Origin of the sequence: Aliiroseovarius sp. S253, assembly GCF_049800855.1 — a bacterium.
Classification (GTDB): domain Bacteria; phylum Pseudomonadota; class Alphaproteobacteria; order Rhodobacterales; family Rhodobacteraceae; genus Aliiroseovarius.
This window is the reverse complement of the sequence record NZ_JBNAFW010000001.1, coordinates 2,289,007-2,314,254: the sequence shown is the minus strand read 5'-3', so window position 1 is coordinate 2,314,254 and position 25,248 is coordinate 2,289,007. Positions and strand designations below refer to the sequence as shown.

General features: G+C 59.8%; 24 protein-coding genes. 12 read left to right on the top strand and 12 right to left on the bottom strand.

Going from position 1 to position 25,248, the window contains the following annotated elements:
* Window positions 1–9 precede the first annotated feature (9 nt).
* A complete protein-coding gene (locus ACP15F_RS11220) occupies window positions 10–3,207 on the bottom strand; it encodes a reductive dehalogenase (RefSeq protein WP_424940875.1) in 3,198 nt (1,065 codons plus the stop codon).
* 116 nt (window positions 3,208–3,323) lie between these two features.
* Complete coding sequence (locus ACP15F_RS11215) at window positions 3,324–3,941, bottom strand: TetR/AcrR family transcriptional regulator (protein WP_424940874.1); 618 nt, start codon at window positions 3,939–3,941, stop codon at window positions 3,324–3,326.
* 85 nt (window positions 3,942–4,026) lie between these two features.
* On the opposite strand from ACP15F_RS11215, the gene ACP15F_RS11210 reads away from it, so the two are divergent.
* A complete protein-coding gene (locus ACP15F_RS11210; RefSeq protein ID WP_424940873.1) occupies window positions 4,027–5,586 on the top strand; it encodes a trimethylamine methyltransferase family protein in 1,560 nt (519 codons plus the stop codon).
* Between the two features lie 99 nt (window positions 5,587–5,685).
* A complete protein-coding gene (locus ACP15F_RS11205) occupies window positions 5,686–7,728 on the top strand; it encodes an FAD-dependent oxidoreductase (protein ID WP_424940872.1) in 2,043 nt (680 codons plus the stop codon).
* A 2-nt stretch (window positions 7,729–7,730) separates the two neighbouring features.
* Here the strand turns inward: ACP15F_RS11205 and ACP15F_RS11200 are convergent, their stop codons facing one another.
* The 3 genes from ACP15F_RS11200 to ubiA form a co-directional block, all read right to left on the bottom strand.
* Window positions 7,731–8,057 carry a hypothetical protein gene (locus tag ACP15F_RS11200; protein WP_424940871.1) on the bottom strand — a complete coding sequence of 109 codons (327 nt, stop codon included), beginning with the start codon at window positions 8,055–8,057 and terminating at the stop codon, window positions 7,731–7,733.
* 22 nt (window positions 8,058–8,079) lie between these two features.
* Window positions 8,080–10,275 carry an OmpA family protein gene (locus tag ACP15F_RS11195; protein ID WP_424940870.1) on the bottom strand — a complete coding sequence of 732 codons (2,196 nt, stop codon included), beginning with the start codon at window positions 10,273–10,275 and terminating at the stop codon, window positions 8,080–8,082.
* Between the two features lie 64 nt (window positions 10,276–10,339).
* Window positions 10,340–11,308: a 4-hydroxybenzoate octaprenyltransferase gene (ubiA, locus tag ACP15F_RS11190; protein ID WP_424940869.1), complete on the bottom strand. Its 969-nt coding sequence runs from the start codon at window positions 11,306–11,308 to the stop codon at window positions 10,340–10,342.
* 11 nt (window positions 11,309–11,319) lie between these two features.
* Here ubiA and ACP15F_RS11185 point away from each other — a divergent pair, with 11 nt between their 5' ends.
* The 4 genes from ACP15F_RS11185 to ACP15F_RS11170 all read left to right on the top strand — a co-directional run bounded on the left by ACP15F_RS11185 (window position 11,320) and on the right by ACP15F_RS11170 (window position 14,602).
* Complete coding sequence (locus tag ACP15F_RS11185; protein WP_424940868.1) at window positions 11,320–12,045, top strand: 16S rRNA (uracil(1498)-N(3))-methyltransferase; 726 nt, start codon at window positions 11,320–11,322, stop codon at window positions 12,043–12,045.
* Window positions 12,042–12,548: a hypothetical protein gene (locus tag ACP15F_RS11180; RefSeq protein ID WP_424940867.1), complete on the top strand. Its 507-nt coding sequence runs from the start codon at window positions 12,042–12,044 to the stop codon at window positions 12,546–12,548. Before ACP15F_RS11185 ends, ACP15F_RS11180 begins: the two co-directional genes overlap by 4 nt.
* Before the next feature lie 62 nt (window positions 12,549–12,610).
* Window positions 12,611–13,981 (top strand): glutamate--cysteine ligase, encoded by a 1,371-nt coding sequence (locus ACP15F_RS11175; protein ID WP_424940866.1) that lies wholly within the window; start codon window positions 12,611–12,613, stop codon window positions 13,979–13,981.
* Between the two features lie 135 nt (window positions 13,982–14,116).
* Window positions 14,117–14,602 carry a hypothetical protein gene (locus tag ACP15F_RS11170; RefSeq protein WP_424940865.1) on the top strand — a complete coding sequence of 162 codons (486 nt, stop codon included), beginning with the start codon at window positions 14,117–14,119 and terminating at the stop codon, window positions 14,600–14,602.
* Window positions 14,603–14,674: 72 nt separating this feature from the next.
* Here the strand turns inward: ACP15F_RS11170 and ACP15F_RS11165 are convergent, their stop codons facing one another.
* Window positions 14,675–16,111 (bottom strand): FAD-binding oxidoreductase, encoded by a 1,437-nt coding sequence (locus ACP15F_RS11165; protein WP_424940864.1) that lies wholly within the window; start codon window positions 16,109–16,111, stop codon window positions 14,675–14,677.
* Window positions 16,112–16,205: 94 nt separating this feature from the next.
* On the opposite strand from ACP15F_RS11165, the gene glpK reads away from it, so the two are divergent.
* A complete protein-coding gene (gene glpK, locus ACP15F_RS11160; RefSeq protein WP_424940863.1) occupies window positions 16,206–17,672 on the top strand; it encodes a glycerol kinase GlpK in 1,467 nt (488 codons plus the stop codon).
* On the opposite strand, the gene ACP15F_RS11155 is transcribed toward glpK, so the two are convergent.
* The gene (locus tag ACP15F_RS11155; RefSeq protein WP_424940862.1) at window positions 17,659–17,910 is read right to left on the bottom strand and encodes a hypothetical protein; all 252 of its coding nucleotides are present in this window, start codon (window positions 17,908–17,910) and stop codon (window positions 17,659–17,661) included. The two genes, glpK and ACP15F_RS11155, sit on opposite strands and share 14 nt — an antisense overlap.
* A gap of 92 nt (window positions 17,911–18,002) precedes the next feature.
* On the opposite strand from ACP15F_RS11155, the gene ACP15F_RS11150 reads away from it, so the two are divergent.
* Both ACP15F_RS11150 and ACP15F_RS11145 read left to right on the top strand, forming a co-directional pair.
* Complete coding sequence (locus ACP15F_RS11150) at window positions 18,003–18,374, top strand: YigZ family protein (protein ID WP_424940973.1); 372 nt, start codon at window positions 18,003–18,005, stop codon at window positions 18,372–18,374.
* Window positions 18,368–18,721 (top strand): diacylglycerol kinase, encoded by a 354-nt coding sequence (locus ACP15F_RS11145; RefSeq protein WP_424940861.1) that lies wholly within the window; start codon window positions 18,368–18,370, stop codon window positions 18,719–18,721. Before ACP15F_RS11150 ends, ACP15F_RS11145 begins: the two co-directional genes overlap by 7 nt.
* On the opposite strand, the gene ACP15F_RS11140 is transcribed toward ACP15F_RS11145, so the two are convergent.
* Window positions 18,722–19,189, bottom strand: a complete 468-nt coding sequence (locus ACP15F_RS11140) for a hypothetical protein (protein WP_424940860.1) — start codon at window positions 19,187–19,189, stop codon at window positions 18,722–18,724.
* 401 nt (window positions 19,190–19,590) lie between these two features.
* On the opposite strand from ACP15F_RS11140, the gene ACP15F_RS11135 reads away from it, so the two are divergent.
* Window positions 19,591–20,169 (top strand): thymidine kinase, encoded by a 579-nt coding sequence (locus ACP15F_RS11135; RefSeq protein ID WP_424940859.1) that lies wholly within the window; start codon window positions 19,591–19,593, stop codon window positions 20,167–20,169.
* Between the two features lie 93 nt (window positions 20,170–20,262).
* On the opposite strand, the gene ACP15F_RS11130 is transcribed toward ACP15F_RS11135, so the two are convergent.
* From ACP15F_RS11130 to ACP15F_RS11115, 4 genes are all read right to left on the bottom strand, one after another.
* Complete coding sequence (locus tag ACP15F_RS11130) at window positions 20,263–21,213, bottom strand: 2-hydroxyacid dehydrogenase (protein ID WP_424940858.1); 951 nt, start codon at window positions 21,211–21,213, stop codon at window positions 20,263–20,265.
* A complete protein-coding gene (locus ACP15F_RS11125; protein WP_424940857.1) occupies window positions 21,213–21,551 on the bottom strand; it encodes a tRNA-binding protein in 339 nt (112 codons plus the stop codon). Before ACP15F_RS11125 ends, ACP15F_RS11130 begins: the two co-directional genes overlap by 1 nt.
* The gene (gene proC, locus ACP15F_RS11120; RefSeq protein WP_424940856.1) at window positions 21,544–22,359 is read right to left on the bottom strand and encodes a pyrroline-5-carboxylate reductase; all 816 of its coding nucleotides are present in this window, start codon (window positions 22,357–22,359) and stop codon (window positions 21,544–21,546) included. Before proC ends, ACP15F_RS11125 begins: the two co-directional genes overlap by 8 nt.
* 108 nt (window positions 22,360–22,467) lie before the next feature.
* On the bottom strand, window positions 22,468–22,971 hold the full coding sequence (locus tag ACP15F_RS11115) for a YbjN domain-containing protein (RefSeq protein WP_424940855.1): 504 nt from the start codon (window positions 22,969–22,971) through the stop codon (window positions 22,468–22,470).
* Window positions 22,972–23,286: 315 nt separating this feature from the next.
* Between ACP15F_RS11115 and ACP15F_RS11110 the strand changes: the two genes are divergently transcribed.
* Both ACP15F_RS11110 and ACP15F_RS11105 read left to right on the top strand, forming a co-directional pair.
* Window positions 23,287–24,573 carry a lipoprotein-releasing ABC transporter permease subunit gene (locus tag ACP15F_RS11110; protein ID WP_424940854.1) on the top strand — a complete coding sequence of 429 codons (1,287 nt, stop codon included), beginning with the start codon at window positions 23,287–23,289 and terminating at the stop codon, window positions 24,571–24,573.
* Window positions 24,566–25,243: an ABC transporter ATP-binding protein gene (locus tag ACP15F_RS11105; protein ID WP_424940853.1), complete on the top strand. Its 678-nt coding sequence runs from the start codon at window positions 24,566–24,568 to the stop codon at window positions 25,241–25,243. The genes ACP15F_RS11110 and ACP15F_RS11105 overlap by 8 nt, the downstream gene beginning before the upstream one ends.
* The last annotated feature ends 5 nt before the right edge of the window (window positions 25,244–25,248 follow it).

The following is a 25,248-nucleotide window of genomic DNA, read 5'->3' as shown; positions in this document are numbered from 1 at the left end:
GATGTGTGTCTAGAGATCCAGCGCGATCTCGCCGTCTGGTTCCGCTGCACGGCTTTGGCACAGGATCATCGCCCCCTCGCGCTGGGCGTTAGACAGGACAAAATCGCGGTGTTCGACCTCGCCCGACAGAACGCCGCATTTGCACACGCCACAGATCCCGTCTGAACACTTCACGTCCACATGGAACCCAGCCTCGTTCAGTGCATCTGCGGCCGTCTGTTCGTCCGAGACCGCGATTGTGCGGCCGTCTTTCAGGCGCAGCGTGAAGGGGTGGTTCTCGTAATCGGGCTGTTCGGGCACGCTGAAATATTCCAGATGCCGCGCGTCCTCGGGGATGCCTTGGCGTTCGGCCGCGTGCATCACGGCGTCCATGTAGCGGTCCGCCCCACAGGCATAGACATGCGCACCCTCGGGCGCATTGGAAAGTACCGTTTCGAAATCGGCTCGCGTACCTTCATCGGTGAAATGCAGGTGCACGCGGTCCGCCCATGGCATCGCGGCCAAGTCGTCCAGATACCCCGCATCTTTCCGGCTGCTGGCCGAGTAATGCAGCGCGAAATCCGCACCGATGGCGTGTAGGCGATGTGCGAAGGCGATCATCGGGGTGATACCGATACCGCCTCCCATTAGGAAGGTCTTGGGGGTGTCCTCGACCAGTTCAAAGTGATTGATGGGATGCGAGACGAAGACCTTGCGGCCCTCGGTGAAGATGCGGTGCAAAAGGGCCGAGCCGCCACGCCCCTCGTCTTCGCGCAGGACACCGATCTGATAGCGGCTGCGGTCAGCCGGGTCGCCGGACATCGAATACTGGCGCAGGAAGTCGGGCGAGACGAGCACATCCAGATGCGCCCCGGCAGTCCATGCGGGCAAATCCGACCCGTCCAGTGCGGACATCTCGTATTTCGTGACGCCAGCGGTCATCTTTTCGACCTTGGATAGAGTCAGCTGAAGCACAGGACTGTCTTGCGGCACGAAATACTTGTGGATCATCGATAGATCCCCACGTGCCTTCCGGTCACGATACTCCTTGGCTGATATCATGGCGTCATAGGCCGCAATTCCGGCCTCGCGGTCCATCGGGAACGGATAGGGATAGGGCGGCGGGGCCAGAGGTGCGGGATAGGTCGCGAGGGTCTGATCCTCGGGCTTCAGATTAATCTCGCGCTGGAGATCACGGCGGTTCGTGGGCTGCATGGGCGCGTGGTATCCGCCATCCGCCCCCAGCTCTAAATCCCACCACCATTTCTTGACTTCGTTCAGCCCGCCATTTCCAACAGCATCATCGAGCTTGGCCAATACAGGTGCCGCCCCCGGCAGGTTCGAGGCCGCCCAGCGGAACGGCGTTTGGGCAAAGAGCCCTTCAAGGTTCCACGGGCAAGTCTTCATGCAGCGCCCGCACATCGCGCCACCCGGCTGGGTCACGCGATAGGTGGTGCATTTTTGGCTGTCGGATTTCCAGATTTCATAGCCGTTGAACATCTTCTTCGGCCCGGCGGTGATGGCTCCGGACGGGCATTCGCGGGCACATTTGTTGCAAGACTCACAGAACCTCTGCAGGCCGAAATCAATCGGCTTGTCATGGGCCAGCGGCATGTCCGTCGTCACCGCGCCTGATTTCAGGCGGGGGCCCAGAAGGGGATGCAAAATGACCTCGCCAATGCGGCTGATTTCACCCAGCCCGGCGAGAAGCAGCAGCGGCGGTTGCAGCACCGTACCATCCATCACCGTATGGGCCTTGGCGGAATATCCGAGGTTGCGGATCTGCTGTGCGATGACACCGCCGATCAGCGAGAACCGCAGATAGGCGCGCATCGATTGGCTGACTGCGATCCAGTCATCGCCGGACGCGCCCTCCATCGTTTCAAAGCCCTGATCCACGATCATCGAGATGGCGTTGTGATGGGTCGGTACGATCTCGGCCCCGGTGGCGTCATGGCTGTACCAGACCCAGTCCGGGCAGCGGCTAGTCCCCGCCGCGTCGATCCCAAGGAAATAGCTTGCTGCGCGCAGGGCCGCGGCGTTCTTTTCCGCGTTTGTCGGGCGCGCGCCCTTCGCCACGGGGCCGTCTTGCAGCGGCGTGAACACCCCAAGTGCGCGGCGCTGGGCATAGCTGGGGGCGGCCTTGCGCACATACATCCCGCCCGAGGAATGCTCGTGCAGGTGCTTGCCCATATCGCCGAACTGCGCGCGGGCGAACATGTCAGATCGCTTCGGCACGCGCGCGACGTTTTCTTCGTCGATATAGGATGTGGGTTGGTCGACACGCTTTAACCGCTCGAAGGGCAGTGGCCCTTGGGCATAATCGCGCCGTTCATAAGGATCGCGGTTCAGGCCGGATTTGGCGCTGTCCACGCCCAGCTTCCACCGTAACCCGGTCACATTCGGCTGTTCAGCCTCGGGGGCAAGGGGGCGGTCGGGCGTGATCTCAAGATCGGTGGTGACGACGGCAATGCCGAATTGGTCGCCAACCCACGGGGCACGTGGGCCGTCAGGCGTTGCCCATGTCAGCCCGGCCTGAACGGACAGCCGAGACATCCAGACATCGCTGGCCGCCCCCGTATGGGCCTTCGCGTCAAATCCTAAAAGTCGCAAATAGTTCGCGATGACGATGGCGGTTTCCGAGGACAAAAGGCAGGCGCGGTGGTCTTGCGCGTCCATGATCCAATCTGCGCCGGGCTCGTCCGCGCGGGGCGCGCGGTGGTGTTCGTACAGAAAGACAATCGCATGGGTGTGACCCGACACGGGGCGGATGCCGGCAGTCAAGCTTTCCTTCAACTCGGCCATCAAGGTGTCTATGCCAGCGGCCAGCGTCCGGACCTCGCGTGTGCCAAGGGCGGTGACCAGCTCCTGAATGCCGGGGTTCTCAGAGGGCGTGTCGCGCAGCGCGTCGGCGCCCAACCGTGTGATCCCGACCATCGACGCGTCCGAGAAATAGCCAAAAGCCTTCAGGTGACGCGCGCGCTCGTCTGGATCATCAGGAATGGTCGAGCGGGTTGGATTGACCTCGCCATCCCGGATGGCGTCCAGTGCCGCCTGATAAGGGGCCATTGCGTTGACAAGGCTTTCGGGGCGGTCGGGCCGATCAAAGGACAGATGCGGATCTAGGTCGAGCTGATCAAGCCCCGTTGCTGTGTCGCAACGGCGCAGACGTTCAAGCGGGTAGGGGCCCAGATCCACGGGCCGATTGCGGGTCGAAAACAAGCGCATGTCGGTCGTCCATTCTGCCGGGGAAGCCAGAAGTTAGCTTTGGGTCCGATCAGGTCTATTAGGTGTTAGAATACCAAAAGCATGTCTTGAATTTAGACGCTAGGAAAAAATTGGATTCAATATCCGTTCCGCGCGCGAAAACGGCGGATCTCGTTTTCCGAGGGCGTTTGGCCCGTGAAAAGCTCGACGTATAGCGGAACGCGGTCGATCCGGCCGATGGGATCTTCTTTGATCTCCATCGCGATATAGCCGACCTGTGTATAGAGGATCGCCATGGTCCGCACCTCGGCATCGTCTGGGGGATAGGCGAAGCGTTCGAACATGGATTTGATGGCAGCCTTGCGCTGTGCGTCGGCATCATCAACCCGGCGTTTCAGGTCCGTATCATGGTCGGCCCAGTTTCGGATGGCACGGTCAAGTTGGGCGTCGAACAGGTCTTTCTGGAACCAACAATCCTGAAGGTTGAACATCGCTTCGCAGACTGTTTCGGCGTAGCGCGCACATTGAGCGACAAGGTTACCCGTGTTCTTGTCTTCCCACCGTTTGATCATAGCGTCCAGAAGCGCCTCGCGGTCGCGGAAGTGGTGATAGAATCCGGTGCGCGTCAGGCCGAGATGATTGGCCAGCGGCATAATCTTCACCCCATCAACACCAACCGTGACCAAAAGCTCAAGCGCTGCATCAAGCCACATGCGTTCCGAGGCGCGCGGGCGGGGTATGTCGTTTTTAGCCATGATCGGCATCATAGGTGACTTGACACACGTGTCAAATCAGATGTCACCTATGTCAACTAAGCGACTCATGGCAAAGGAGGATGTGATGGGCGAGCTAAGAACAGGACGGCGGCGTAGCCGTGGTAAGCGGGAGGTACGCGATGGTGCGCCTGGGCAGAACCCGCATCTGGAGCGTCCCTATATCAAGCGCGGCATCCCCACCTATGACATCCTTGGTGAGGACGCGTTGCAGCAGATCGAAGCAACAGCCGACCGCATCATGGCCGAGATTGGAATCGAGTTTCGCGATGATCCCGACACGGTCGAGATGTTCCGCAAGGCTGGCGGCGAGGTCACGCAGCTGGACGACACGCGGTGGAACATCAAGTTCGCGCCGGGCATGATCCGCGAGATCCTGAAGACAGCACCGGCGGTCTTTACTCAACACGCCCGCAACCCGGCCAACAATGTCGAGATCGGTGGGGACAACGTGGTCTTCGCACCGTCCTATGGCAGCCCGTTCGTGATGGATTTGGACAAGGGTCGCCGCTATGGCACGCTTGAAGACTTCGAGAACTTCGTGAAGCTAGGGCAGTCCAGCCCGTGGTTGCACCATTCCGGCGGCACTGTGTGCGAACCGACCGATGTGCCGGTGAACAAACGCCATCTTGATATGGTCTATGCTCACATGCGCTATTCCGACCGCCCGTTTCTTGGCTCGGTCACTGCGCCAGAACGCGCTGCCGACAGTGTCGAGATGTGCCGCGTGCTGTTTGGCGCTGATTTTGTCGATCAGAACTGCGTGATCATGGGCAATTTCAACACCACCAGCCCCTTGGTAATGGACGGGATCACGACACAGGGCATTCGCGAGTATGCCAAGGCTGGGCAGGGATCCATACACCTGCCGTTCTTGCTGGGTGGCGCGGTGTCGCCCCTGACCATGGCCGGGTCCATCGCACAATGTCTGGCGGAAAGCATGGTGTCCTGCGCGGTGGCGCAGCTGGAACGCCCCGGCGCGCCGGTGGTGCTGGCTAGTTTCCTTAGCTCGATGTCGTTGCGCTCGGGATCGCCCACTTTTGGAACGGCAGAGCCCGCTGTGGGGAGTCTGGTCTATGGCCAGTTGGCACGCCGTTTGAATCTGCCCCTGCGCTGTGCGGGCAACTTCTCGACCTCGAAACTTCCCGATGCTCAGGCGATGCAGCAGGCGATGATGTCGATGATGTCGGCGGTGCAGTGTGGGGCGAATTATCTGCTGCACTCGGCGGGCTTCTTGGATGGGCTTCTGTCCATGTCCTATGAGAAGTTCATGCTGGATCTGGACCTGTGTGGCGCGCTGCACTCCTATTACGATGGGGTTGCGGTGAACGAGGACACGTTGGGTTTTGACGCTTTGGCCGAAAAAGGACCCGGAGAGCATTTGTTCTCAACCGCCCATACTCTGCGGCACTATAAAACGGCCTATTACGACAGCGCGCTGGACGACAACCAGCCGTGGGAGACATGGGACGAACAGGGCGAGATCGATATGGCAACGCGTGCAAATACCCGTTGGAAAGCCCAGCTTGCGGCGTATGAAGCGCCAGGGATGGATCCGGCGACGGATGCGGCGCTGAAGGATTTTGTTGCGCGCAAGAAAGCCTCGATGGATGACGCTTGGTACTAAGGGTGAAGGGGGCTTTGCCCCCGCGTCTGCGACGCTCCCCCAGGATATTTGTGGTAAGAAAATGAGGGCAGCAAAGCCCAAAGCCGAGAAGGATGGATGATGTCGAACGATCCACTTTTGCAGCCATATCAGTTGGGGCATCTGACCCTGAGAAACCGGATCATGACGACAAGCCATGAACCGGCCTATCCCGAGGATGGGATGCCGAAAGAGCGCTATGCTGCCTATCATGCAGAGCGCGCAAAGGCGGGGGTGGCGATGACTATGACGGCGGGATCTGCAGCTGTGTCGAAGGATAGCCCGCCAGTTTTTAACAACATCCTTGCCTATAAGGACGAGGTGGTTCCATGGATCCGACAGTTAACGGATGCGGTGCACGAACATGGTGCAGCTTGTATGATCCAGCTGACCCATCTTGGCCGCCGCACAGGTTGGAACAAGGGCGATTGGTTGCCGCCTGTGTGTTCTACCCCGCATCGCGAACCGGCTCACCGTGCGTTCCCGAAAATGGCCGAGGATTGGGACATTGCGCGGATCATCTCGGATTTTGCGGACGCGGCCGAGCGGATGAAAGAAGGCGGCATGGATGGGGTCGAGGTGATGACCCATGGGCATTTGCTGGACCAGTTTATCTCGCCGCTGACCAACCGTTTGGACGGCCCCTATGGCGGCGATCTGGCCGGGAGGATGAAGTTGACGATGGATATCATCGAGGCCGTGCGCGCACGCGTGGGTCGCGAGTTCATCGTTGGTGTGCGCTTCGCCCCGGACGAGGTCGAAACTGGCGGGATTGATCCAGATATGGGGCTGGAGATCGCGCGGATGCTGCGCGACTGCGGGCAGGTTGATTACCTGAACATTAACCGGGGCCGCATTCATACGGATCCTGCAATGACGGATATGATCCCTATTCAGGGCGCACCGGCGTCTCCGCATTTGGATTTTGCCGGGCGGGTCCGCAAAGAGATCGGGATGCCCACCTTCCACGCCGCGCGTATTCCCGATGTCGCGACAGCGCGCCATGCCGTGGCCTCGGGTCAGCTGGATATGGTGGGCATGACTCGGGCGCATATGGCCGATCCGCATATCGTGAAGAAAATTATCGAAGGGCGAGAAGAGGATATTCGCCCTTGCGTAGGCGCCACTTATTGTCTGGACCGGATCTATCAGGCGGGAGATGCGCTGTGTGTGCATAACGCAGCCACGGGTCGCGAGCTGACCATGCCACACGAGATTGCCCCGGCGGATACCCCTCGCAAGGTGGTGATCGTGGGCGCTGGGCCTGCGGGGCTTGAAGCCGCGCGTGTTGCCGCCGAGCGCGGTCACGATGTGACGGTCTTCGAAGCGCAGCCCGATCCCGGCGGGCAGGTGCGTCTGACATCTCAGACCCCGCGTCGGCGCGAGATGATCGGCATTGTCGATTGGCGAATGGCGCAATGTGCCGCCCGTGATGTCACCTTCCATTTCAACACATGGGCCGAAGCCTCGGACGTGACCGCCCTAGACCCCGATGTGGTGATCGTCGCCACCGGCGGGTTGCCGAACCTTGAGCTTTTTGAGACCAAGGGCGAGCAGGACTTGGCCGTCAGCGCCTGGGACGTGATCGCGGGCGATGTGAAATGCGCGGGTGATGTGCTGATCTATGACGAAAGCGGCGACCATCCGGCACTTCAGGCCGCCGAGATCGCTGCCGAGGCCGGGGCGAAGGTCGAGGTGATGACGCCAGATCGCGTGTTCGCCCCCGACATCATGGCGATGAACCTTGTGCCCTACATGCGGTCGCTTCAGCCCAAAGGGGTGCGGTTCACCGTGACCGAACGCCTGAAAGGCATTCAGCGCGACGGCAATCGCCTGACGGTCACGCTGGGTACCGATTATTCCGAATTCACCCGCGAGGTGACATACGACCAAGTTGTGGTGAACTATGGCACGATGCCGATGGATGATCTGTATTTTGACCTGAAAGAACAGTCATCGAACCGGGGCGAGGTGGACCATAATGCGCTGATCGAGGGGCGTCCGCAGTCCATACGCACCAATCCCGATGGGCAGTTTCAACTGTTCCGCATTGGCGATGCCGTGACAGCACGCAATACACATGCCGCCATCTACGACGCGCTTAGATTGGTGAAAGACCTGTAAGCTTAAGCCTGCTGCGTGCGTTCAATATACGCGCGCAGCTCTTCCGCTTCGTGGCGAGCGTCGCGCAGACCATCCATGGCGGCGCGCAGCTCGGCTTCGGTCTGGTGAAGCTGGTTCGACATCTCGGCTTCGCGCGATTGCAGATAGGTAATCGCTTCGTCACGAGTTTCTTCTGCGTCGTGCAGCGCCTGAGCCATCTTGTCCAACTCGCTCATTTCGCTGCCTTGAACCTGCACAAAGCGGTGGATCAGCCAATGGGCAAACCAGCCCAGCACGAATGCCACAAAAAGAATGATGGCGGTGACGATGATAAACTCGGTTCTGTTCATCGGGACTGTCCTTCGGTGTCTATCAGCGTACCGGGCGCGGGGCCGGGCGAGTGTCGTTTGCATCGGGGGCGAAGATTTCAGGGCCACTATAGGGGCGCTCTGTTGGATCTTCACTTGATTCGGTGCCAGAGGCGTCAGGAGTTTCACCTTCACCAGCAACGGGCGTACCGTCTTCTGTCTCGGCCGTCGGCGCGGCAGGTGCGTCTGTGCTTTCAGCGTCGCTTGCGTCTGAGACCTCATTTGGCGTTGCCGCAGGTTCCGAGGACGCTTCAGGTTCGCCAGCCGTGTCGGGATTGACAGTTTCAGTTGTTGCCTCTGTGGCCGGGTCTTCCGCTTGGGCGTCGGCAGCTGCATCCGTTGCACTGTCGGATACAGGGGCTTCACTGTCTTCTGGTGTCACACCTCCCAGCAGGCGGAACTCGATCCGACGGTTTGCTTCGCGACCCACGTCGGTCCCGTTGTCGGCAATCGGGTTTTCCTCGCCATAGCCGACGGCGGACAGGTTCGAGGTCAGGATTCTGCGCGACAGAAGGGCGGTCAGAACAGCCTGTGCACGGTTCTGTGACAGGGCAAGGTTCATTTCTTCGCGGCCCTGACTGTCAGTGTAGCCTGCGATCTCCATCCGTACATCAGAACACTGGCGCATGATCTCGGCGATCTTGTCGACCGTATCTGCAGCTGACGCTTCGATGTTGGCCGAGCCGGGCGCAAAGGTGATCTTCTTTTCAGCCAGAACGGCGTTGATGTCGGCGGCGCATTGTTCCGGGCTGGGCAGGTTCAGCGTCGGGTTCAGGCTTTCTTCATAGGTCACGTTGACCTGAAAGTTCTCGGACGCACCCAGCTTTTCACTTAGCAGTCGCGAGATTTCAGCGTTGGCTTCCGGGTCACCAGTGCGTCCACGAATATCCACAATGTCGGGCTGGACCACGATCACGCCATTGGCGACCAGCGACAGAGCCTCAAGGCCGGCCAAAACGCGAGTGGGCCAGTCGCTGGGCAAATCGGGGTCAAGGCGGGTGGCCGGATAGACCGAGCGTGATCCGAACTTGGCCCGGGCAAAGCTTTCGGCTGCACTGCGCAAGGCTTCGTCCGACAGGCGGCCACGCAGCTGCACCTGACCTTCCGGGCTAAGGGTCGCCACGAATTCCGGCGTGGCTTCGCCTTCGCCGGTACCGTCGATCTTCACGGGCTCGGGCAGGACAGAGTGCAGAGAATAGAGGTCAGGCAGGTTGCTTTCCAGCTCGCCTACCACGCGGTCGAAGGTGGCTTGCGGGGTGGTGTCTTGGGCAATCAACGTCACATCTGCGTCCGAGAAGGTGACGGATCCTCCGCCAAGGGCAGCCACGGCATTGATGCCCATTTCGGCCGCATCGGCCCAATCCGGGGATGGCACGCCCAGCCCGATGATACAGTTGGTGACGCCTTCAAGACCTGCTTCGGTCGCGGCCGAAATGATCTTGGCGCGGCCCACAGTGTCATGGGCAGAGCAGGCGTCGAACCGGGCGCCGCCGTCGTCAATCAAGAACCGCAGTGTGAAAGGCGTGATCACCGGGCGCGGGGCCGAAATGTCGATGGACAACAGGATCGAGCGCGGAGCCTTGCGTTTCAGGCTACGTGCCCAGTCTTGCTGTTCTTCCGCACTGTCGGCCACGGCGGTGATCGATACGCGGTCAGCATCCATCGAGATCTTCGAACGTGGCAATTGGGCCAGCGCATACAGGGCGAAGTCCAGCGTTGTGTCCCAGTTGGCGGGGATCGGGTAATCCGCCACCTCTAGAAGATCGGTGACTTGCGCGTTGCCGGCGATATCGCGGACTTCGTCGATCAAGTCATCGCGGTCGGACTGCGTGGGGATCAGGCCAATCATCGAGATGCCAGAGTTGTTACGCAGCACCTCGATCGAGAAGCGTGGCGGTTGCACAGCTTCTGCGGCGGGAATGGCCATGTTGTCGATGACACGGGCGGCGTCGACCTCGGTTCCGGCGATGGAAAGGGCACGAAAGCGCATGGCCTCGCTGGGTGCGATACCGGACAGAACAACCTGCAGGCCGTCTGATTGAACGTCGACCCATTCGTGTCCACGCAGGGTCAGCGCGTCATGTACTGCATCTTCTGAACTGCTTTCGATGACATTGACCGAAAGGATAGCCGCAAACAGGGCCAGAAAAGCGCCGACCACAAGCGAGGCCGGGACCAGAAGGATTTGCGATGGGCGCATACGAAATTGAGTCCGTTATCTCTTTGGTTTCAAGCTTTTTATGGGGTGTTCGTGCGGGGTGCAATCAAACGATTTGGCTTGCGGCAAGAAACAGCACAAAAATCAGGCCCGCATCGCGATTGGATCTGAACAGTTTTAAACAGATTTCCGAACTATCGGTGTCCAGTTTGCGCAACTGCCACGCCAGATGCCAGCCCATAAACCACGCGCCCCCAAGCGAGACGACCAGAGACAGGACATGAGAGCTGGGTGCCAGAGCCAAGATAACGGCAAGCGCTGTCAGCGCGACGGTTGTGAACAGAAACAGTCGCAGCCAAGTACGGCTGTTCTCTCCGAACAGGCGCGCGGTGGATTTTACGCCGATCAACGCGTCATCTTCGGTGTCCTGATAGGCATAGATCGTGTCGTAAAACAGCGTCCATGCGATCCCGGCGGCGTAAAGCACGACGGGGGCAAGGCTTAGCGATCCGGTATGCGCGACCCACCCCACCAAAGCGCCCCAGTTAAACGCGATGCCAAGGAAGACCTGCGGCCACCACGTGAAACGTTTGGCGAAGGGATAGACCGCCACCGGCAGAAGGGCCGCAACGCCCAGAAGGATCGTGGTCCAGTTAAAGGTTAGAAGGATGCCAAAGGAAATCAGCGCCTGTAGACCCATCCAGATCAGCGCTTGTTTGACCGTGACTTGACCCGATGGGATCGGGCGGGATTTGGTGCGCTCGACCTTGCCGTCGAAATCGCGATCCGTGATGTCATTCCACGTACAGCCCGCGCCGCGCATTAGGAACGACCCAATAGCGCAGCCCAGCATGATCCATACCTCATACAAGCCAAAGCGTCCGGTGCTGGCGGTTGCCAGAAGCAGGCTCCACCAACAGGGAATTAACAACAGCCACGTGCCAATCGGGCGATCCGCGCGGCTAAGGCGCAGATAGGGTCGCGACCATGCAGGCGCACGATGATCCACCCAATTGCCCGAATAGGCATCAGAAACCTGCCCCTTGGGGTCTGGCAAATCGGCGTTGGGGGTCATAGATTTCCCTCATGAAACAGGCAAAAACTCGGCTCTATGTAGATCACCCCTTGGGTCAGGGGCAAACCGTTTCGCTGGATCGCGATCAGGCGCACTATCTTTTTGGGGTGATGCGGCTGGGCGAAGGCGATCATGTGGCGCTGTTTAATGGCCGCGAAGGCGAGTATCCTGCCCGCGTGATTGAGGCTGGCAAACGCAAAGGTGTGCTGGAGTGCCTAGAGCAATCCCGACCGCTGCACATGCCGCCCGACCTGTGGCTGTGCTTTGCGCCGATCAAGAAGGCGCGCACCGATTTCATAGTCGAGAAGGCGGCCGAGATGGGCGCGGCCCTGATCCAGCCCATGTCGACCGAGTTCACCAATTCCGAACGCATCCGCAAGGATCGCCTGCAAGCGCATGCCGTCGAGGCTGCCGAGCAATGCGGCGGCACCTATGTGCCCGAGGTCGTCGACCTGATGCGCATGGACAAGCTATTGGACGCATGGCCCGACGACCGCCAGATCATGTTCTGTGACGAGGCGTTGGTGGGTGCGGCCGAAACACTCACCGCGGCAAGCGGTCACCGCTGGGCGATATTCATCGGCCCCGAAGGCGGATTTTCCGACCGCGAACGCGCCCGCCTGCACGCGATGGAGAACACCCACCCCGTCAGCCTTGGCCCCCGCATCCTGCGCGCCGACACCGCCGCCGTCGCCGCCATGACCATGTGGCAGCAAGTGCTGGGGGATTGGGGATGATCCGGCCAGAGCTTCGGGCCGAACTAGTCCGTTACCGAGAAGCCCTCGTCGGGACTGGCGTCATTTTGCTGGGTGTCTGGTGGGCATGGGGATCACTGGGTTTGGTCAAGTGGATGGGGCTGGCCTTGGCCGGGTTTGGTGCGGTGATCTTGTGGTCTGGCTTGCGTCGCGCGCGGATCCGGTCGGCTCACGGCGGTGTCGGCGTCGTGCAGATTGACGAACGCCAAGTGACCTATCTGGCACCGGTAGGCGGTGGCTTTGCTTCGCTTGACGATGTGGTGCGGATCGAGATTGGGCGCGACCTGGCCGGCCTTCCCGTCTGGCGGTTCCAGCAACTGGGCGCCGTCCTGACCATACCTGCGCGCGCCGAAGGGGCCGAGGCGATTTTCGATGCGCTTACCGCGCTATCTGGTGCCAATATTGACGCCGCGATCCGGGCGGTGAATACGCCACCCAATGACACTGTCGTGATATGGATGCGCGCTGTCGCAAAGCTGCATTGACACTGGCAGCCGCTTGCCCCACGACTGAAGCCCCATAAGGGCGTTTTCAACAGGAGCCGAACATGTCCATTCCTCAGTCCGGTGGTGGCCCGATCACCCATCACGATCAGCTGGCGCAGTTTCTGGAAAGCGGCTGCAAACCGCGTGAGACATGGAAGATCGGCACCGAGCACGAGAAGTTCGGCTATTGCAAGGACTCGCTGAATCCGCTGCCCTATGACGGTGACCGCTCGATCTTGAAAATGCTGGAAGGTCTGCGTGACCGCTACAATTGGACCGAGGTACGCGAAGCGGGCAACCTGATCGGATTGGAACGCGACGGGGCGAATATCTCGCTGGAACCGGGCGGGCAGTTTGAACTGTCGGGCGCGCCTTTGGACAACATCCACCAGACCTGTGACGAGGTGAACGAACACCTGCGCGAAGTGCACGAGATCGCGGACGAGATCGGCGCGCGTTTCATCGGATTGGGCGCGGCACCCGAATGGACACACGAGCAAATGCCGGTGATGCCCAAGGGGCGTTACAAGCTGATGACCGACTATATGGATAAGGTCGGCACCCACGGAAAACAGATGATGTACCGGACCTGCACTGTGCAGGTGAACCTCGACTTTGCGTCCGAGGCCGACATGGTTCAGAAGTTCCGCGTGGCGCTGGCGCTGCAGCCGGTGGCGACCGCGCTGTTTGCGAATTCTCCCTTCTTTGAGGGCAAGCCCAACGGTCACAAGTCGTGGCGCTCGCGCATTTGGCGCGATCTGGACGGCGCACGTACCGGCATGCTGCCTTTCGTCTTTGAAGACGGCATGGGGTTTGAGCGTTATGTGGACTATGCGCTCGATGTGCCGATGTATTTCGTCTATCGCGACGGGCAATATATCGACGCACTGGGCCAGTCCTTCCGCGACTTCATGCAAGGCAAACTGCCCGCACTGCCGGGCGAGACGCCGACCTTGTCAGACTGGGCCGATCACCTGACCACGATCTTCCCCGAGGCTCGCATCAAACAATATATGGAGATGCGCGGCGCCGATGGCGGCCCGTGGCGTCGCCTGTGTGCGCTGCCTGCCCTGTGGGTTGGCCTGATGTATGACCAAACCAGCCTTGATGCGGCATGGGACCTGGCCAAAGGCTGGGACGCGGAAACGCGCGAGGCTTTGCGGGTTGCGTCATCCGTTGAAGGCTTGCAGGCCGAGGTGAACGGCATCCGTATGCTGGATCTGGCCCGCGACGTGGTGAAGATCGCCGAAACCGGCCTGAAAGCCCGCGCGCGTGTCGGCAGCGGCGGCATGGTGCCGGACGAAACCCACTTCCTGAACGCGCTGCAAGAAAGCGTCGAAGAAGGCCGCTCGCCCGCTTGTGAGCTGCTGGGCAAGTATCACGGCGAATGGGACGGGGATCTAAGCCGGATCTACGACGAGTATAGTTACTGACGTCCAGATTGCGGGAAAATTGCCCGTCGCCACGCAGAACATTCTGATCCAATCACCTCTATTGAGCGTGCTTGATCAGGTTCCCTTTTGCGATCATGCTCCATCATGTGGATATTTCACTAGGGATACGGGTGTATGAGAAAACGCATTGCAGCACATCGTCATGCATTGCTTGTGTGGACCGTGTGCTTGTTTGTCCTGATATTCGGGGCGGTTGCGACGACTGCGGTTCTCGATCTCGACGGTCCGGGTTACGAGTATGCGCTGATCGCATTTGTTTGGCTCGTGGTTGTCCTTTTTGTCTACACAGCAGCCTCGACACCGATTTACACAGCGTTCCTTGAGCCGGATGGACGGGTTTCGTTTGTCTGGCAATACCCTCACAAGCGTGTTTCCAGAATCTTAGAGCCCGCGGCCATACCCGAACCTGAAATTGTGACTTCCAGAGATAGCGATGGTGATCGCCGCGTTGTTGTTAAAATAACCTTTTCAGACGGGTTTGAATTCATTGTGGCTGAACCGTCAGTTCAGACGGGGCAAAGCCAAAAATCCGAGGATCGGAAGCTGCGCTATTGCGAACGCGCCTGCGCGCGATTTTCCGACGCTATTTCCCAATCGTGAATGCCGTAGTGGGTTAAGTGAGCCAACATAACTTCAGTACTCGCCGCTGTGTAAATCAGGGCAAACTTGGTTTCAAAGCGGTTGTTTGTCATTTGTCTGCCTCGACCCCGGTAAAACCTTCCCCGGGTTCATTATCCCTTTCGGATCCAGTGCCTGTTTGATCTGCCGCATCACAGTAAGTGCCACCGGATCCTTGCGGCGCTGCATTGACGGCAGTTTAGACAGCCCGATCCCGTGTTCGGCGGAAAAGCTGCCGCCCATCTCGCGCACCACATCCTCGACCCGTTCCATGATCGGGTCACAGAGCGCAGGGTCGCTTGGGAAAACCGCGTAGTGGATGTTGCCGTCGCCCAGATGTGCGACTTCGAGCGTGTCCGCATTCGTATCTAGCTGGCCGAGTTCTGAAGTCATGCGGGCCAAGAAAGGTTCAATCTGATCCAGCGGTAGGGCGATGTCGTTATTCACCAACGGGCTGCGGCCAAGGCAGACCTCGGCGGCGGCTTCGCGGCGGGCCCAGATCTGGCTGCGCTGGGTGTCGTTCTGGGCGATGATTGCATCTTGGATTTGCCCCGCTTCGATCGCGTCGGCCAGCAGCGCCTCGAACGTGCTGACCAGCGGCAGACTGCCATCCGGGTCGGGCTGGGCATCTTTTGGCGCGGTCGAAGCGATCTCGGCCAGAACCGTCACCGGGTGGTCGGCGTCGAAAACGGGCTTCAGGTCAGGGAAGTGGGTGTGGACGGCAGATAAGTAATGCGCGGGCATGTATTCGAATGCCTCGATCGCGCCGCCGGTGGCCTCTTGCAGACGGTTCAGAACGGATAGTGCATCGGTCAGATTTTCCAGCGCCAGCATTGCCGTCGCACGCGCTGCGGGAGCGGGGACAAGTTTCAGCACCGCGCCGGTGATCACACCCAGCGTGCCTTCCGAGCCAATTAGCAGATCGCGCAGGTCATAGCCGGAATTGTCCTTGTGCAGTTCGCTCATCAGGTCCAACACGCGGCCATCGGGCAAGACGGCCTCGATCCCGATGCACAGCGCGCGGGTGTTGCCGAATTTCAGAACGTTCGATCCGCCCGCATTCGTGGCCAGCATCCCGGCGATCTGGCACGACCCCTGCGCGCCGAAGATCATTGGAAAGCGCAAGCCGTGCTCGGCCACAGCGTTGTGCAAAGTTTCCAAAACCACGCCACCGTCCACGATGGCAAGGCGGGCGTCGGGCTTGATCTCGCGGATCGTATTCAGCCGCGACAGTGACAACATCAGGCTGCCTTCGGGGGCGTGGGCCCCTCCGGCAAGGCCGGTGTGACCGGATACAGGCACGACGGGCGTTTGCGTGTCGTTTGCCAGTTTCATGACCTGAGAGACTTGCTCGACCGATCCGGGACGCACGACCGCCAAAGGCGTGTTCTTGTACTTACCGACCCAATCCGTCGCGAACCCCGCCATGTCGGGTCCGGTCAAAACATGGCCCGAACCGGTGATGCTGCGCAGAGCGTTAAGAATGTCCATATCGGGTCCTTCGGGATGCGTGACTTGGATTTGGCAAGGTGCTAGCGATAACTTCTAGAAAGATCTGCGCGCGATGCCAAGAAGGAGAGCCCCCATGACCCATATCCTTGCCATTGATCAGGGCACAACTTCGTCCCGGGCGATCCTGTTTGATGGGGATATGCGGCCAAGTGCCGTTGCGCAAAAGGAATTCACGCAGCATTTTCCGGCCTCAGGCTGGGTTGAGCATGATCCGGAAGAAATCTGGGAAACCGTCTGCGCCACCTGCCTGGAGGCTGCCGAAGGGCATGAAGTCGCAGCCATTGGCATCACCAACCAGCGTGAGACAACACTGGTCTGGGACCGTGTGACGGGGGCTCCGATCTACAATGCGATTGTCTGGCAGGATCGACGTACGGCCCAGACTTGCGCTGATCTGAAGGCGGCTGGCCACGAAGCGATGCTGACGGACCGCACGGGGCTTTTGCTGGACCCGTATTTCTCGGCCACGAAGCTGGCGTGGATCCTGGACAATGTGGACGGCGCGCGGACCAAGGCCGAAGCCGGAGAGCTGGCGTTCGGGACTGTAGACACTTTCCTGATCTGGCGGCTGACGGATGGCGCGTCGCATGTGACCGACGCAACCAACGCCGCGCGCACGATGCTGTATGACATCAAGCGCGGCGCGTGGGATGCGGATATCTGCGCGCTGTTGAATATACCGATGAGCATGCTGCCAGCGGTGCACGATTGCGCGTCCGAGTTTGGGGTAACCGATCTGTTGGGCGCGCCGGTGCCTATTTTGGGTGTGGCGGGCGATCAGCAGGCGGCAACCATCGGGCAGGCGTGTTTCGAGCCGGGGATGCTGAAATCCACCTATGGCACGGGGTGTTTTGCGCTGCTGAACACAGGTGACGCGCCGGTGGCCTCGAACAACCGGTTGCTGACAACAATTGCCTATCAGCTGGATGGCAAACCGACCTATGCGTTGGAGGGCTCGATCTTTATCGCAGGTGCGGCCGTGCAATGGCTGCGCGACGGGTTGGGGATCATCGACAACGCTGCCGAGACCACGGCGCTGGCCGACGCCGCTGATCTCGAGCAAGAGGTGATCCTTGTGCCTGCCTTCACCGGCATGGGCGCACCGTACTGGGATGCAGAATGCCGGGGCGCTGTATTTGGTCTGACCCGAGGGTCAGGCCCGAAAGAGCTCGCCCGCGCCGCGCTGGAGGCCGTGGGTTTCCAGACCCGTGACCTACTTGAAGCGATGCAGGCCGATATGGGCGACGCAGGTAAAACTGTGTTGCGCGTAGATGGAGGCATGGCGGCGTCCGACTGGGCAATGCAGTTTTTGGCCGATATCAACGGTGCAGACGTGGATCGCCCGACAGTTCTGGAAACCACCGCTCTGGGCGCGGCGTGGCTGGCAGGCATGAAGGCCGGGATCTATCCCGATCAAGCCGGGTTCGCCGCCACTTGGGCGCTTGAGCGCAGCTTTGCGCCGCAGATGGATGACGCCACCCGGACCCGCCGCTATGCGGGGTGGAAAGACGCAGTGTCGCGGACCCTTAGTCGCCCTTGAGTTCCGATCGATAGATCCCTTCGGGCAAGTTCAACGCGGCGGTTAGGTCACGCAGTTGGGCCGGGGATAAGGTGATTTTGTGCACTTGATCGGTCCGCGGATCCCATTGTTCCAGCGTGACGCAATCGGCAAAGGCGTTGATGGTCACGTCCTCGTTCAGGTGGGGGGTATCGGTATCGTCGCCCTCGTCAACAAGGGTGACGATCGTGGAGTCAAATTCGTGTTCGATGGTAAACATAATCCAAGTCTAGTCGCTTGGGCGACAAAGACCAGAGTGATCTGGCGAAGCGATGGATCGGCGGCTATACAAATCTTATGGGCAAGACAGATATGCAGCAATTCAGCGGGTTTCTGACGGACCGGGGGTCGAAATACGCGGTCTCGGGTGGTCGGGTAAACAGCCGTGCGGATGTGAAAGCGTTTCTGAAAAACCTGACCCGCGACAAACGCTTTGCCAAGGCCACGCACAATACGTGGGCGGCGATCCTGCCCGAAGAGGGCGGTGTGAAAGGCGATGATGGCGAGGCCGGCGCGGGAATGGTCATTCTGCGTATGCTCGACCGTGAAGACGTTACGGGGCACATCATCGTCGTGACCCGCTGGTTTGGGGGCACCAAGCTGGGCGGCGATCGATTCCGCCGGGTGCAGGACGCTGTGCATCACTACCTCGAAAACGCAGAGCTTGAGAGCGGCACATGCTGAAGACGCAGCTGCATCGGTTCTGGATGACTTGCGTCTGGTCTTGGGCCGGGTGGCGCGCCGCGTGGCGGACCGAAGCGTCGTTGCGGCAATGGACGGTCGTCTGCTTGATATCATGCATCACGGCGCTGTGGTTGGATCTGAGCCGAGGAGAAACCGCGCTGTTGCTGGCACTAAGCGTACTGGTCGTCGCGTCCGAGCTGATTAACACTGCCATCGAACGCACCGTGGACCTTGTCACGCGAGAAGAACATGACCTTGCCCGTGAGGCCAAAGACACCGGCAGTGCCTTTGTCGCGCTTACGGCTCTTGCCGGTGGTGTTGCGTGGGGGGTGATCCTGCTCGGTTGATCAGGTCTGACCGTTCCCGGCCTCTTCTTCCAGATGCAGCTTCATGTCGATCAGCACATGCTGAAGTGCCAGCGTCTCGCGCAGAAGGCGCTTGGCTTCGTTAATCGTGATGATCCCGTCTTCTATGGACTGCTGGTATTCCGCCATCAGCATCGCGAAACGCTGCGACAGCGCAATCACGTCGCTATTTACCCCGCCCTCGGTCGAGTTCTTGCGTTCGGCATCATACGAAATGGTGATCCCTTGAAGCTCGGCCAATGCGCTTGTGACATGCGGATAGCGCGCAGCCTCTTCCAAGGCAGCAACGGCATCGACCGGCATGAAGCGATCTGCGTGCTCGTCACTGTCGGAATAGTACCGCCCCAAGGTGGCCTTGGACTTGCCCGTCACTTCACAAGCCGCTTCCAGCCCGACATCTTTGACGAGAGCTTCGGTATGCTTTTTCAGGTAACTTCCAACACCGGCCATAATTGCATCCTTATGTCTTCCCCAGCTGAGGGGAATTCCATATCTCTTTTCCCATTATTTTTCCGCTAAGGGAATGGCTTATTTCATAACTGTAGCGAGTTGTCTTTTGCTGTTTGCAGGTAAGAGAGTTTTGACAAGTGCCCGATGCCACGTGCGTCGGAAAGAAAAGGCCCGCGGTGGCAATACAGCGGGATGCGGGCGGAAGCCTGCATGAGAAAGCAGGACGTGATTTGTTTACGAGTGTGACGGTCATTTCCATCCCCGGGCAATTGCCCATCGATCGTGTGTTGTGTTCGCGTCCGCTTTCTCCTTTTCTACGCACCGCCAGTTTCCGCTTTTTCTTCGAATGACACCTGAAACGAACGGTTGAACCCATTTAACTGGGCGCGTAATTCAGGGGTATGGCAAAGCTCTATTTTCACTATTCGACCATGAACGCAGGAAAATCGACCCTGCTTCTGCAGGCCAGTTACAATTATCATGAGCGAGGAATGCAGACCTATCTGATCACCGCGCAATTCGATAATCGCGCGGGCGATGCGCAAATTGGCAGCCGGATCGGGATCGGAGCAGACGCAGACACCTTTGCAGAGGGCGAGGATCTTTTTGACAAGATCGCGCGCCGACGTGCCGATGGTCCCTGCGCTTGTGTTTTCATTGACGAGGCGCAATTTCTAAGCAGTGAGCAGGTTTGGCAACTGGCCCGCGCCGTGGATGATCTGGGTGTGCCGGTGATGTGCTATGGGTTGCGGGTGGATTTTCAGGGTAATTTGTTCCCGGGTTCCGCTGCGCTGTTGGCGTTGGCGGATGAAATGCGCGAGGTGCGCACGATTTGTCACTGTGGAAAGAAAGCCACGATGGTGGTGCGGCAGGATGATCAGGGGCGCGTGTTGACCGACGGCGATCAGGTGCAGATTGGCGGGAATGAGACCTATGTGTCCCTGTGCCGTCGCCACTGGCGTGAAGCAACTGGGGGCTGAGTTTTCTGAAGGTGCGCCTGCGGCGCGCTTGATGACCTGTCGCGATGCGACAGGCGGGCCTCCGGCGGGGATATTTTTGGTAAGAAAATGAAACTAGATTGGGGTTGGTAAGTCAGCGCCATTCAGGAAGGCGTCGATATTGTCCAGCGCCAGCATGCCCATATCTGTACGCACCTCGAGCGTGGCGGTGCCCAGATGCGGCAGTAGGGTCACGTCCTCGCGGTCAGTTAGGGCCTTTGGCACTTTGGGTTCGAACTCGTACACATCCAGACCTGCTCCTGCGATTTGACTTTGTTCCAGGGCATTGATCAGAGCCGCTTCATTGACGATCTCACCGCGGGCGATGTTGATTAGGAGTGCATGGGGAGGCATGGCGTCGAACGTATCTTTGTCGATCAGGTGGAGTGTCTCGGCTCCGCCCGGGACGGCGATGACAAGGATGTCAGCGGCACGGGCGACGGCGTCGATGCTGGGCAGTTGCCGCGCGGGCAGGTCCGGCGTTTTGGGTGAGCGATTGTAGAACACCACGTTCATACCAAAGCCAAAATGGCAGCGTTTAGCGATGGCTTCGCCGATCCGACCCATACCGATTATGCCGACCGTTTTGCCGGACACGTGCATTCCCAGCAACTGCGTCGGGTGCCAGCCTTCCCACGCACCGTTGCGCAGCATCCGTTCACCTTCCCCAGCCCGGCGGGCGGTCATCAAGATGAGGGTCATGGCAGTATCTGCTGTGGCATCGGTGACAGCGCCGGGCGTGTTGGTCACCTGAATGCCTTGGGCTTTGGCCGCGTCCACATCGATGTGATTGTAGCCCACGCCGAAATTCGCCAACAGGCGGGCGCGGATGTCGGCTACATCGGCGAAGATGTCGGCGGAATAGAGGTCGCCAAGGGTGGGCAAGACGATGTCATAGTCGCGCAGGCTCGCGATCATCTCGTCCCGTGTCATCGGGGTTGTGATGTCGCGCACCGTGGTGTCATAGGCATCACGGGCGCGGGTCAGAACCGCATCAGGCAGTGGGCGCGAGATGAAAAGTTTCATCAGAACATCCGCGCTCCGTTCGGAACGGTTCTATCGGGGGTCAGCAGCACGACTTCGCCGTCCGGGTCGGGCAGGCCAAGGACCAGAACCTCGCTGCGCATTGGGCCGATCTGGCGGGGTGGGAAATTGACCACGGCCAAGACCTCTTTCCCAATCAGGGCGTCTGGATTGTAATGCGCGGTGATCTGGGCCGAGCTTTTCTTCTCGCCAATTTCGTCTCCAAAATCGACCCACAGCTTAATGGCGGGCTTGCGGGCCTCGGGGAAAGGTTCGGCGCGGGTAATGGTGCCCTTGCGAATGTCGACTTTCATGAAGTCGTCAAATGTGATCTCAGCCATTGGCAAGCTCCTTGGAACGGTCGGCGGCGGCTTTCACCGCGCGGGTCAGAAGGTCGGGAAAGCCCGTGTTTTCGTCCATCAGGACAGATAGGGCCGCAGCGGTGGTGCCGCCGGGGCTTGTGACGTTGATGCGCAGCTGGGCGGGGTTGTCGTCGGCCTCTTCCGCCAGAGCGCCCGCGCCACTTACTGTTGCTTTTGCAAGCTGCATGGCGAGGTCTTCCGACAGGCCTTGTTTGACACCCGCGGCAGCCAGCGTTTCGATCAGATGGAACACATAGGCGGGGCCAGAGCCAGAGACCGCAGTGACGGCGTCCATCTGGTGTTCTCCGTCCAGACGGACGACCTGCCCGACAGCGGACAAAAGCGCTTGGGCCAGATCCATGTCGTCAGCGCTTGCATGATCATTGCCGCAAATCGCCGTGATCCCGCGCCCGATGGCGGCGGGGGTGTTGGGCATGGCGCGGATGATCGGGGTTTGGTCGCCCAGCATGTCTTGATAAGTGGAAATCGGCGTGCCCGCCGCGACCGACAGGAACAGCGTCGTTCCATTGCCAAGGGCTTTCAACGAGGGCAGCGCCTCGGCCATCATCTGCGGTTTCACGGCAATGAGTACGATGGCGGGGTTTTCGGGAAGCTGTGCGTTCAGGTTTAGCCCGTCCAGCGATTGCAGCCAATCCGACGGGTAGGGGTCATTCACCCAGACCGAGCTGGTGGGCAACCCGTCCGACAGCCAGCCTTCCAGCATGGCCGATCCCATCTTTCCGCAGCCCAGCAGCACCAGCCCGCGCGATTTTACCTGATCCATCATGATGACGCCCCGATCCGTATCTGAAACTGGATGCGAGATTAGAGCGCAGAACGCGCGGCGCAAGCCGAAAGCGCGCCAGAAGAATTGGTCCGAAAGGGAAAGGCGGCGTCAGGCGCGGCCATAGGCCTCGGCGATGGCAACCTGAAGGGAGTCTTCGACACTGCGGTCGGTCCATGCGACCAGCTGGAACGCGGGGTAGAAACGCTCCGATGCCGACACGGCCGAGGCGATCAGCCGGTCGATTTGTTCAGGGCCAGCAAACAGGCCGCCCGTTAGGGCCAGACCGTAGCGCCAGACCATCAGACGTTGCTCTTCCCAATAGGTGAAGGCGCCGGTCCAGCATTGGTCGTTGATGCGGTTCAGGGCATCATAGACGCGCGGCAGGCTGTCTTCTGGGGGCTCCATTTCAAAGGTGCAGATCAGGCGCAGTGTTTCATCGTATGGCGACCAAGCCAACGTGATCGAGTAAGTACGCCACTGGCCTTCAACCGCCATGGCAATCTGGTCTTCAGCGACGCGGTCAAATTCCCAAGCGTGGTGTTCCGCGATGGTTTCGACGATGTCGATCGGGTGAAGATCTTCGCTTTCGATGTACTGCTCGGTTGCGGCCATGATATGCCCCCCATTGGTTTCAGCATTCGCGGCGGGTTCGTGGCAGCGACCGTTAATGGCCACAAATGCTTGATGCCTGTACAAGGTTCGGCGTTCTTTGCGCCTTGCCTTACTAGATATGGTGTCACCCCGATTTCTCTCTGTAAAGTGAAACTTTGCCTGTTAAACGAGTTGTCCACAGAAAACTTTTGTTTCTCCACAGGTTAACGGATTGCGGGCGGAGTGGCGGTTTCAGGCCGCATCAGGGGCAGGTGCTTGACCTTGCCGCCCAGAACCCCCAGTTTGGCGCAAATCTTACCCCGTCAGGAGCCACAGTTGCCCAAGCGAACAGCCCCGTTTTCCCGTTTTGAATGGCAGATCGCGTGGCGGTATCTGCGCGCGCGCCGTGCCGAAGGTGGCGTCAGTACCATGACATGGATTAGCCTGATCGGGATCACGCTGGCGGTTGCCGCTCTGATCATCACGCTGGCGGTACGTACCGGGTTCAGGGACGAATTTGTCGACACGATTTTGGGCGCAAACGCCCATGTCGAGGTCTATGCCCAAAGTCGGATCACCGCGAATGGTGGGCTTGATCGCACCATCTCGAACTACGAAGACTGGGCGGACCGGATCATGACGGTTCCGGGAGTTGTTCGCGCGGCCCCTTTGGTCAAAGGCCAGGTCATGGCGAACCGGGGCCAGTACAATGCTGGGGTAGAGGTCTTCGGAATTGCCTATGAAGACATCCTGACCATTCCGCGCATTGCCAAGCCCGAAAGCTCGGCTGGGGATCTGTCTGATTTCGAGCGCGGGGCCGCCATCGGGTCTGGCGTCGCGGCCGAGCTGAATGTCGGGATTGGGGACAAGATCAAGATCATCTCGCCCAATGGGGTGAAGACCGCGTTCGGCACCAGCCCGCGCGTGAATGCCTATGACGTGACATATATCTTCACAGCCGGCCGTTGGGACATTGACCGCACCCGTGTCTATCTACCCATCGCCGAGGCGCAGAGCTTCTTTAACCGCGAAGGGCTGGCGGATGAGATCGAAGTGATGGTGGACGACCCGGAAGGCATCGACAAACTGCTGATGCCCATCATGGAAGCCGTCGAAGACCCTAGTGGCGTTTGGACATGGCGCGACCGATCTGGCGCGTTCCTGCGCGCATTGGATATGGAGGACAACGTGATGTTCATCATCTTGTCGGTGCTGGTGCTGATCGCCTCGATGAACATTACATCCGGTCTGATCATGCTGGTGAAGAACAAAGGGCGCGACATTGGCATCCTGCGCACCATGGGTCTGACCGAAGGGTCAATCTTGCGGGTCTTCTTCCTGTGTGGGTCTCTGACCGGGATCGTTGGCACTATCGCCGGTGTGATCCTTGGATGCCTGTTTGCTTTGAACATCGACAGCGTGTTCGCGCTGGTGAATTTCATCTCGGGCGGGGGGGTCTGGGATCCTTCGATCCGGGGTATCTATCACCTGCCAGCCAAGCTTGAATTCTGGGATGTGGCGTCTGCTGTCGGTCTGTCACTCACACTATCTTTTGTCGTGACATTGTTCCCGGCGCGCAAAGCTGCGCGGATGAACCCGGTGGAGGCACTGCGCTATGAGTGACACGGTTCTTAGCCTCTCGGGTATCACCAAGACCTATAACGAAGACACCCCCGGAGAAATCCGCGTGCTGCGCGGTGCGGATCTGTCGATTGCCAAGGGCGAGGTGGTGGCACTGGTCGCGCCTTCGGGCTCGGGCAAGTCGACGCTTCTGCATATTGCGGGGCTGTTGGATGCGGCTGATGCGGGCGAGGTCTCGATCAACGGCCAGAAGATGGACGCCCAGTCCGACCGCCGCCGCACCGCTACCCGCCGCAACGAAGTGGGCTTTGTCTATCAGTTCCACCACCTGTTGCCGGAATTCACCGCGCTGGAAAATATCGTGCTGCCGCAGCTGGCCAATGGTGTAGGCGAACGGGCCGCACGTGATCACGCGATGGAGTTGATGGCCCGCGTAGGTGTCGATACCCGTGCCAGCCATCGTCCAGCCGAGCTGTCAGGTGGCGAGCAACAGCGCGTGGCGTTTTGCCGGGCACTGGCCAACCGTCCTGCGCTGCTTTTGGCGGATGAGCCGACGGGGAACCTTGATCCCGACACCGCGGACACGGTGTTTGCTGCCTTGATGGAGCTGGTGCGCGAAACCGGCCTGTCTGCGCTGATTGCCACGCACAATCTGGAACTGGCCGCCCGCATGGATCGCACCTTGCGTCTTGAGGGCGGTGAAATCCTGTAACCGCT

Coding starts and splice junctions, on each gene's coding strand:
- ACP15F_RS11205 (WP_424940872.1), top strand. CDS start 5,686: ATGTCGAACGATCCACTTTTGCAGCCATATCAGTTGGGGCATCTGACC.
- ACP15F_RS11145 (WP_424940861.1), top strand. CDS start 18,368: ATGCTGAAGACGCAGCTGCATCGGTTCTGGATGACTTGCGTCTGGTCT.
- ACP15F_RS11200 (WP_424940871.1), bottom strand. CDS start 8,057: ATGAACAGAACCGAGTTTATCATCGTCACCGCCATCATTCTTTTTGTG.
- ACP15F_RS11185 (WP_424940868.1), top strand. CDS start 11,320: ATGAAACAGGCAAAAACTCGGCTCTATGTAGATCACCCCTTGGGTCAG.
- ACP15F_RS11115 (WP_424940855.1), bottom strand. CDS start 22,971: ATGGCCGCAACCGAGCAGTACATCGAAAGCGAAGATCTTCACCCGATC.
- ACP15F_RS11195 (WP_424940870.1), bottom strand. CDS start 10,275: ATGCGCCCATCGCAAATCCTTCTGGTCCCGGCCTCGCTTGTGGTCGGC.
- glpK (WP_424940863.1), top strand. CDS start 16,206: ATGACCCATATCCTTGCCATTGATCAGGGCACAACTTCGTCCCGGGCG.
- ACP15F_RS11135 (WP_424940859.1), top strand. CDS start 19,591: ATGGCAAAGCTCTATTTTCACTATTCGACCATGAACGCAGGAAAATCG.
- ACP15F_RS11165 (WP_424940864.1), bottom strand. CDS start 16,111: ATGGACATTCTTAACGCTCTGCGCAGCATCACCGGTTCGGGCCATGTT.
- ACP15F_RS11140 (WP_424940860.1), bottom strand. CDS start 19,189: ATGGCCGGTGTTGGAAGTTACCTGAAAAAGCATACCGAAGCTCTCGTC.
- ACP15F_RS11220 (WP_424940875.1), bottom strand. CDS start 3,207: ATGCGCTTGTTTTCGACCCGCAATCGGCCCGTGGATCTGGGCCCCTAC.
- ACP15F_RS11105 (WP_424940853.1), top strand. CDS start 24,566: ATGAGTGACACGGTTCTTAGCCTCTCGGGTATCACCAAGACCTATAAC.
- ACP15F_RS11215 (WP_424940874.1), bottom strand. CDS start 3,941: ATGGCTAAAAACGACATACCCCGCCCGCGCGCCTCGGAACGCATGTGG.
- proC (WP_424940856.1), bottom strand. CDS start 22,359: ATGATGGATCAGGTAAAATCGCGCGGGCTGGTGCTGCTGGGCTGCGGA.
- ACP15F_RS11130 (WP_424940858.1), bottom strand. CDS start 21,213: ATGAAACTTTTCATCTCGCGCCCACTGCCTGATGCGGTTCTGACCCGC.
- ACP15F_RS11155 (WP_424940862.1), bottom strand. CDS start 17,910: ATGTTTACCATCGAACACGAATTTGACTCCACGATCGTCACCCTTGTT.
- ACP15F_RS11125 (WP_424940857.1), bottom strand. CDS start 21,551: ATGGCTGAGATCACATTTGACGACTTCATGAAAGTCGACATTCGCAAG.
- ACP15F_RS11150 (WP_424940973.1), top strand. CDS start 18,003: ATGCAGCAATTCAGCGGGTTTCTGACGGACCGGGGGTCGAAATACGCG.
- ACP15F_RS11210 (WP_424940873.1), top strand. CDS start 4,027: ATGGGCGAGCTAAGAACAGGACGGCGGCGTAGCCGTGGTAAGCGGGAG.
- ubiA (WP_424940869.1), bottom strand. CDS start 11,308: ATGACCCCCAACGCCGATTTGCCAGACCCCAAGGGGCAGGTTTCTGAT.
- ACP15F_RS11175 (WP_424940866.1), top strand. CDS start 12,611: ATGTCCATTCCTCAGTCCGGTGGTGGCCCGATCACCCATCACGATCAG.
- ACP15F_RS11180 (WP_424940867.1), top strand. CDS start 12,042: ATGATCCGGCCAGAGCTTCGGGCCGAACTAGTCCGTTACCGAGAAGCC.
- ACP15F_RS11170 (WP_424940865.1), top strand. CDS start 14,117: ATGAGAAAACGCATTGCAGCACATCGTCATGCATTGCTTGTGTGGACC.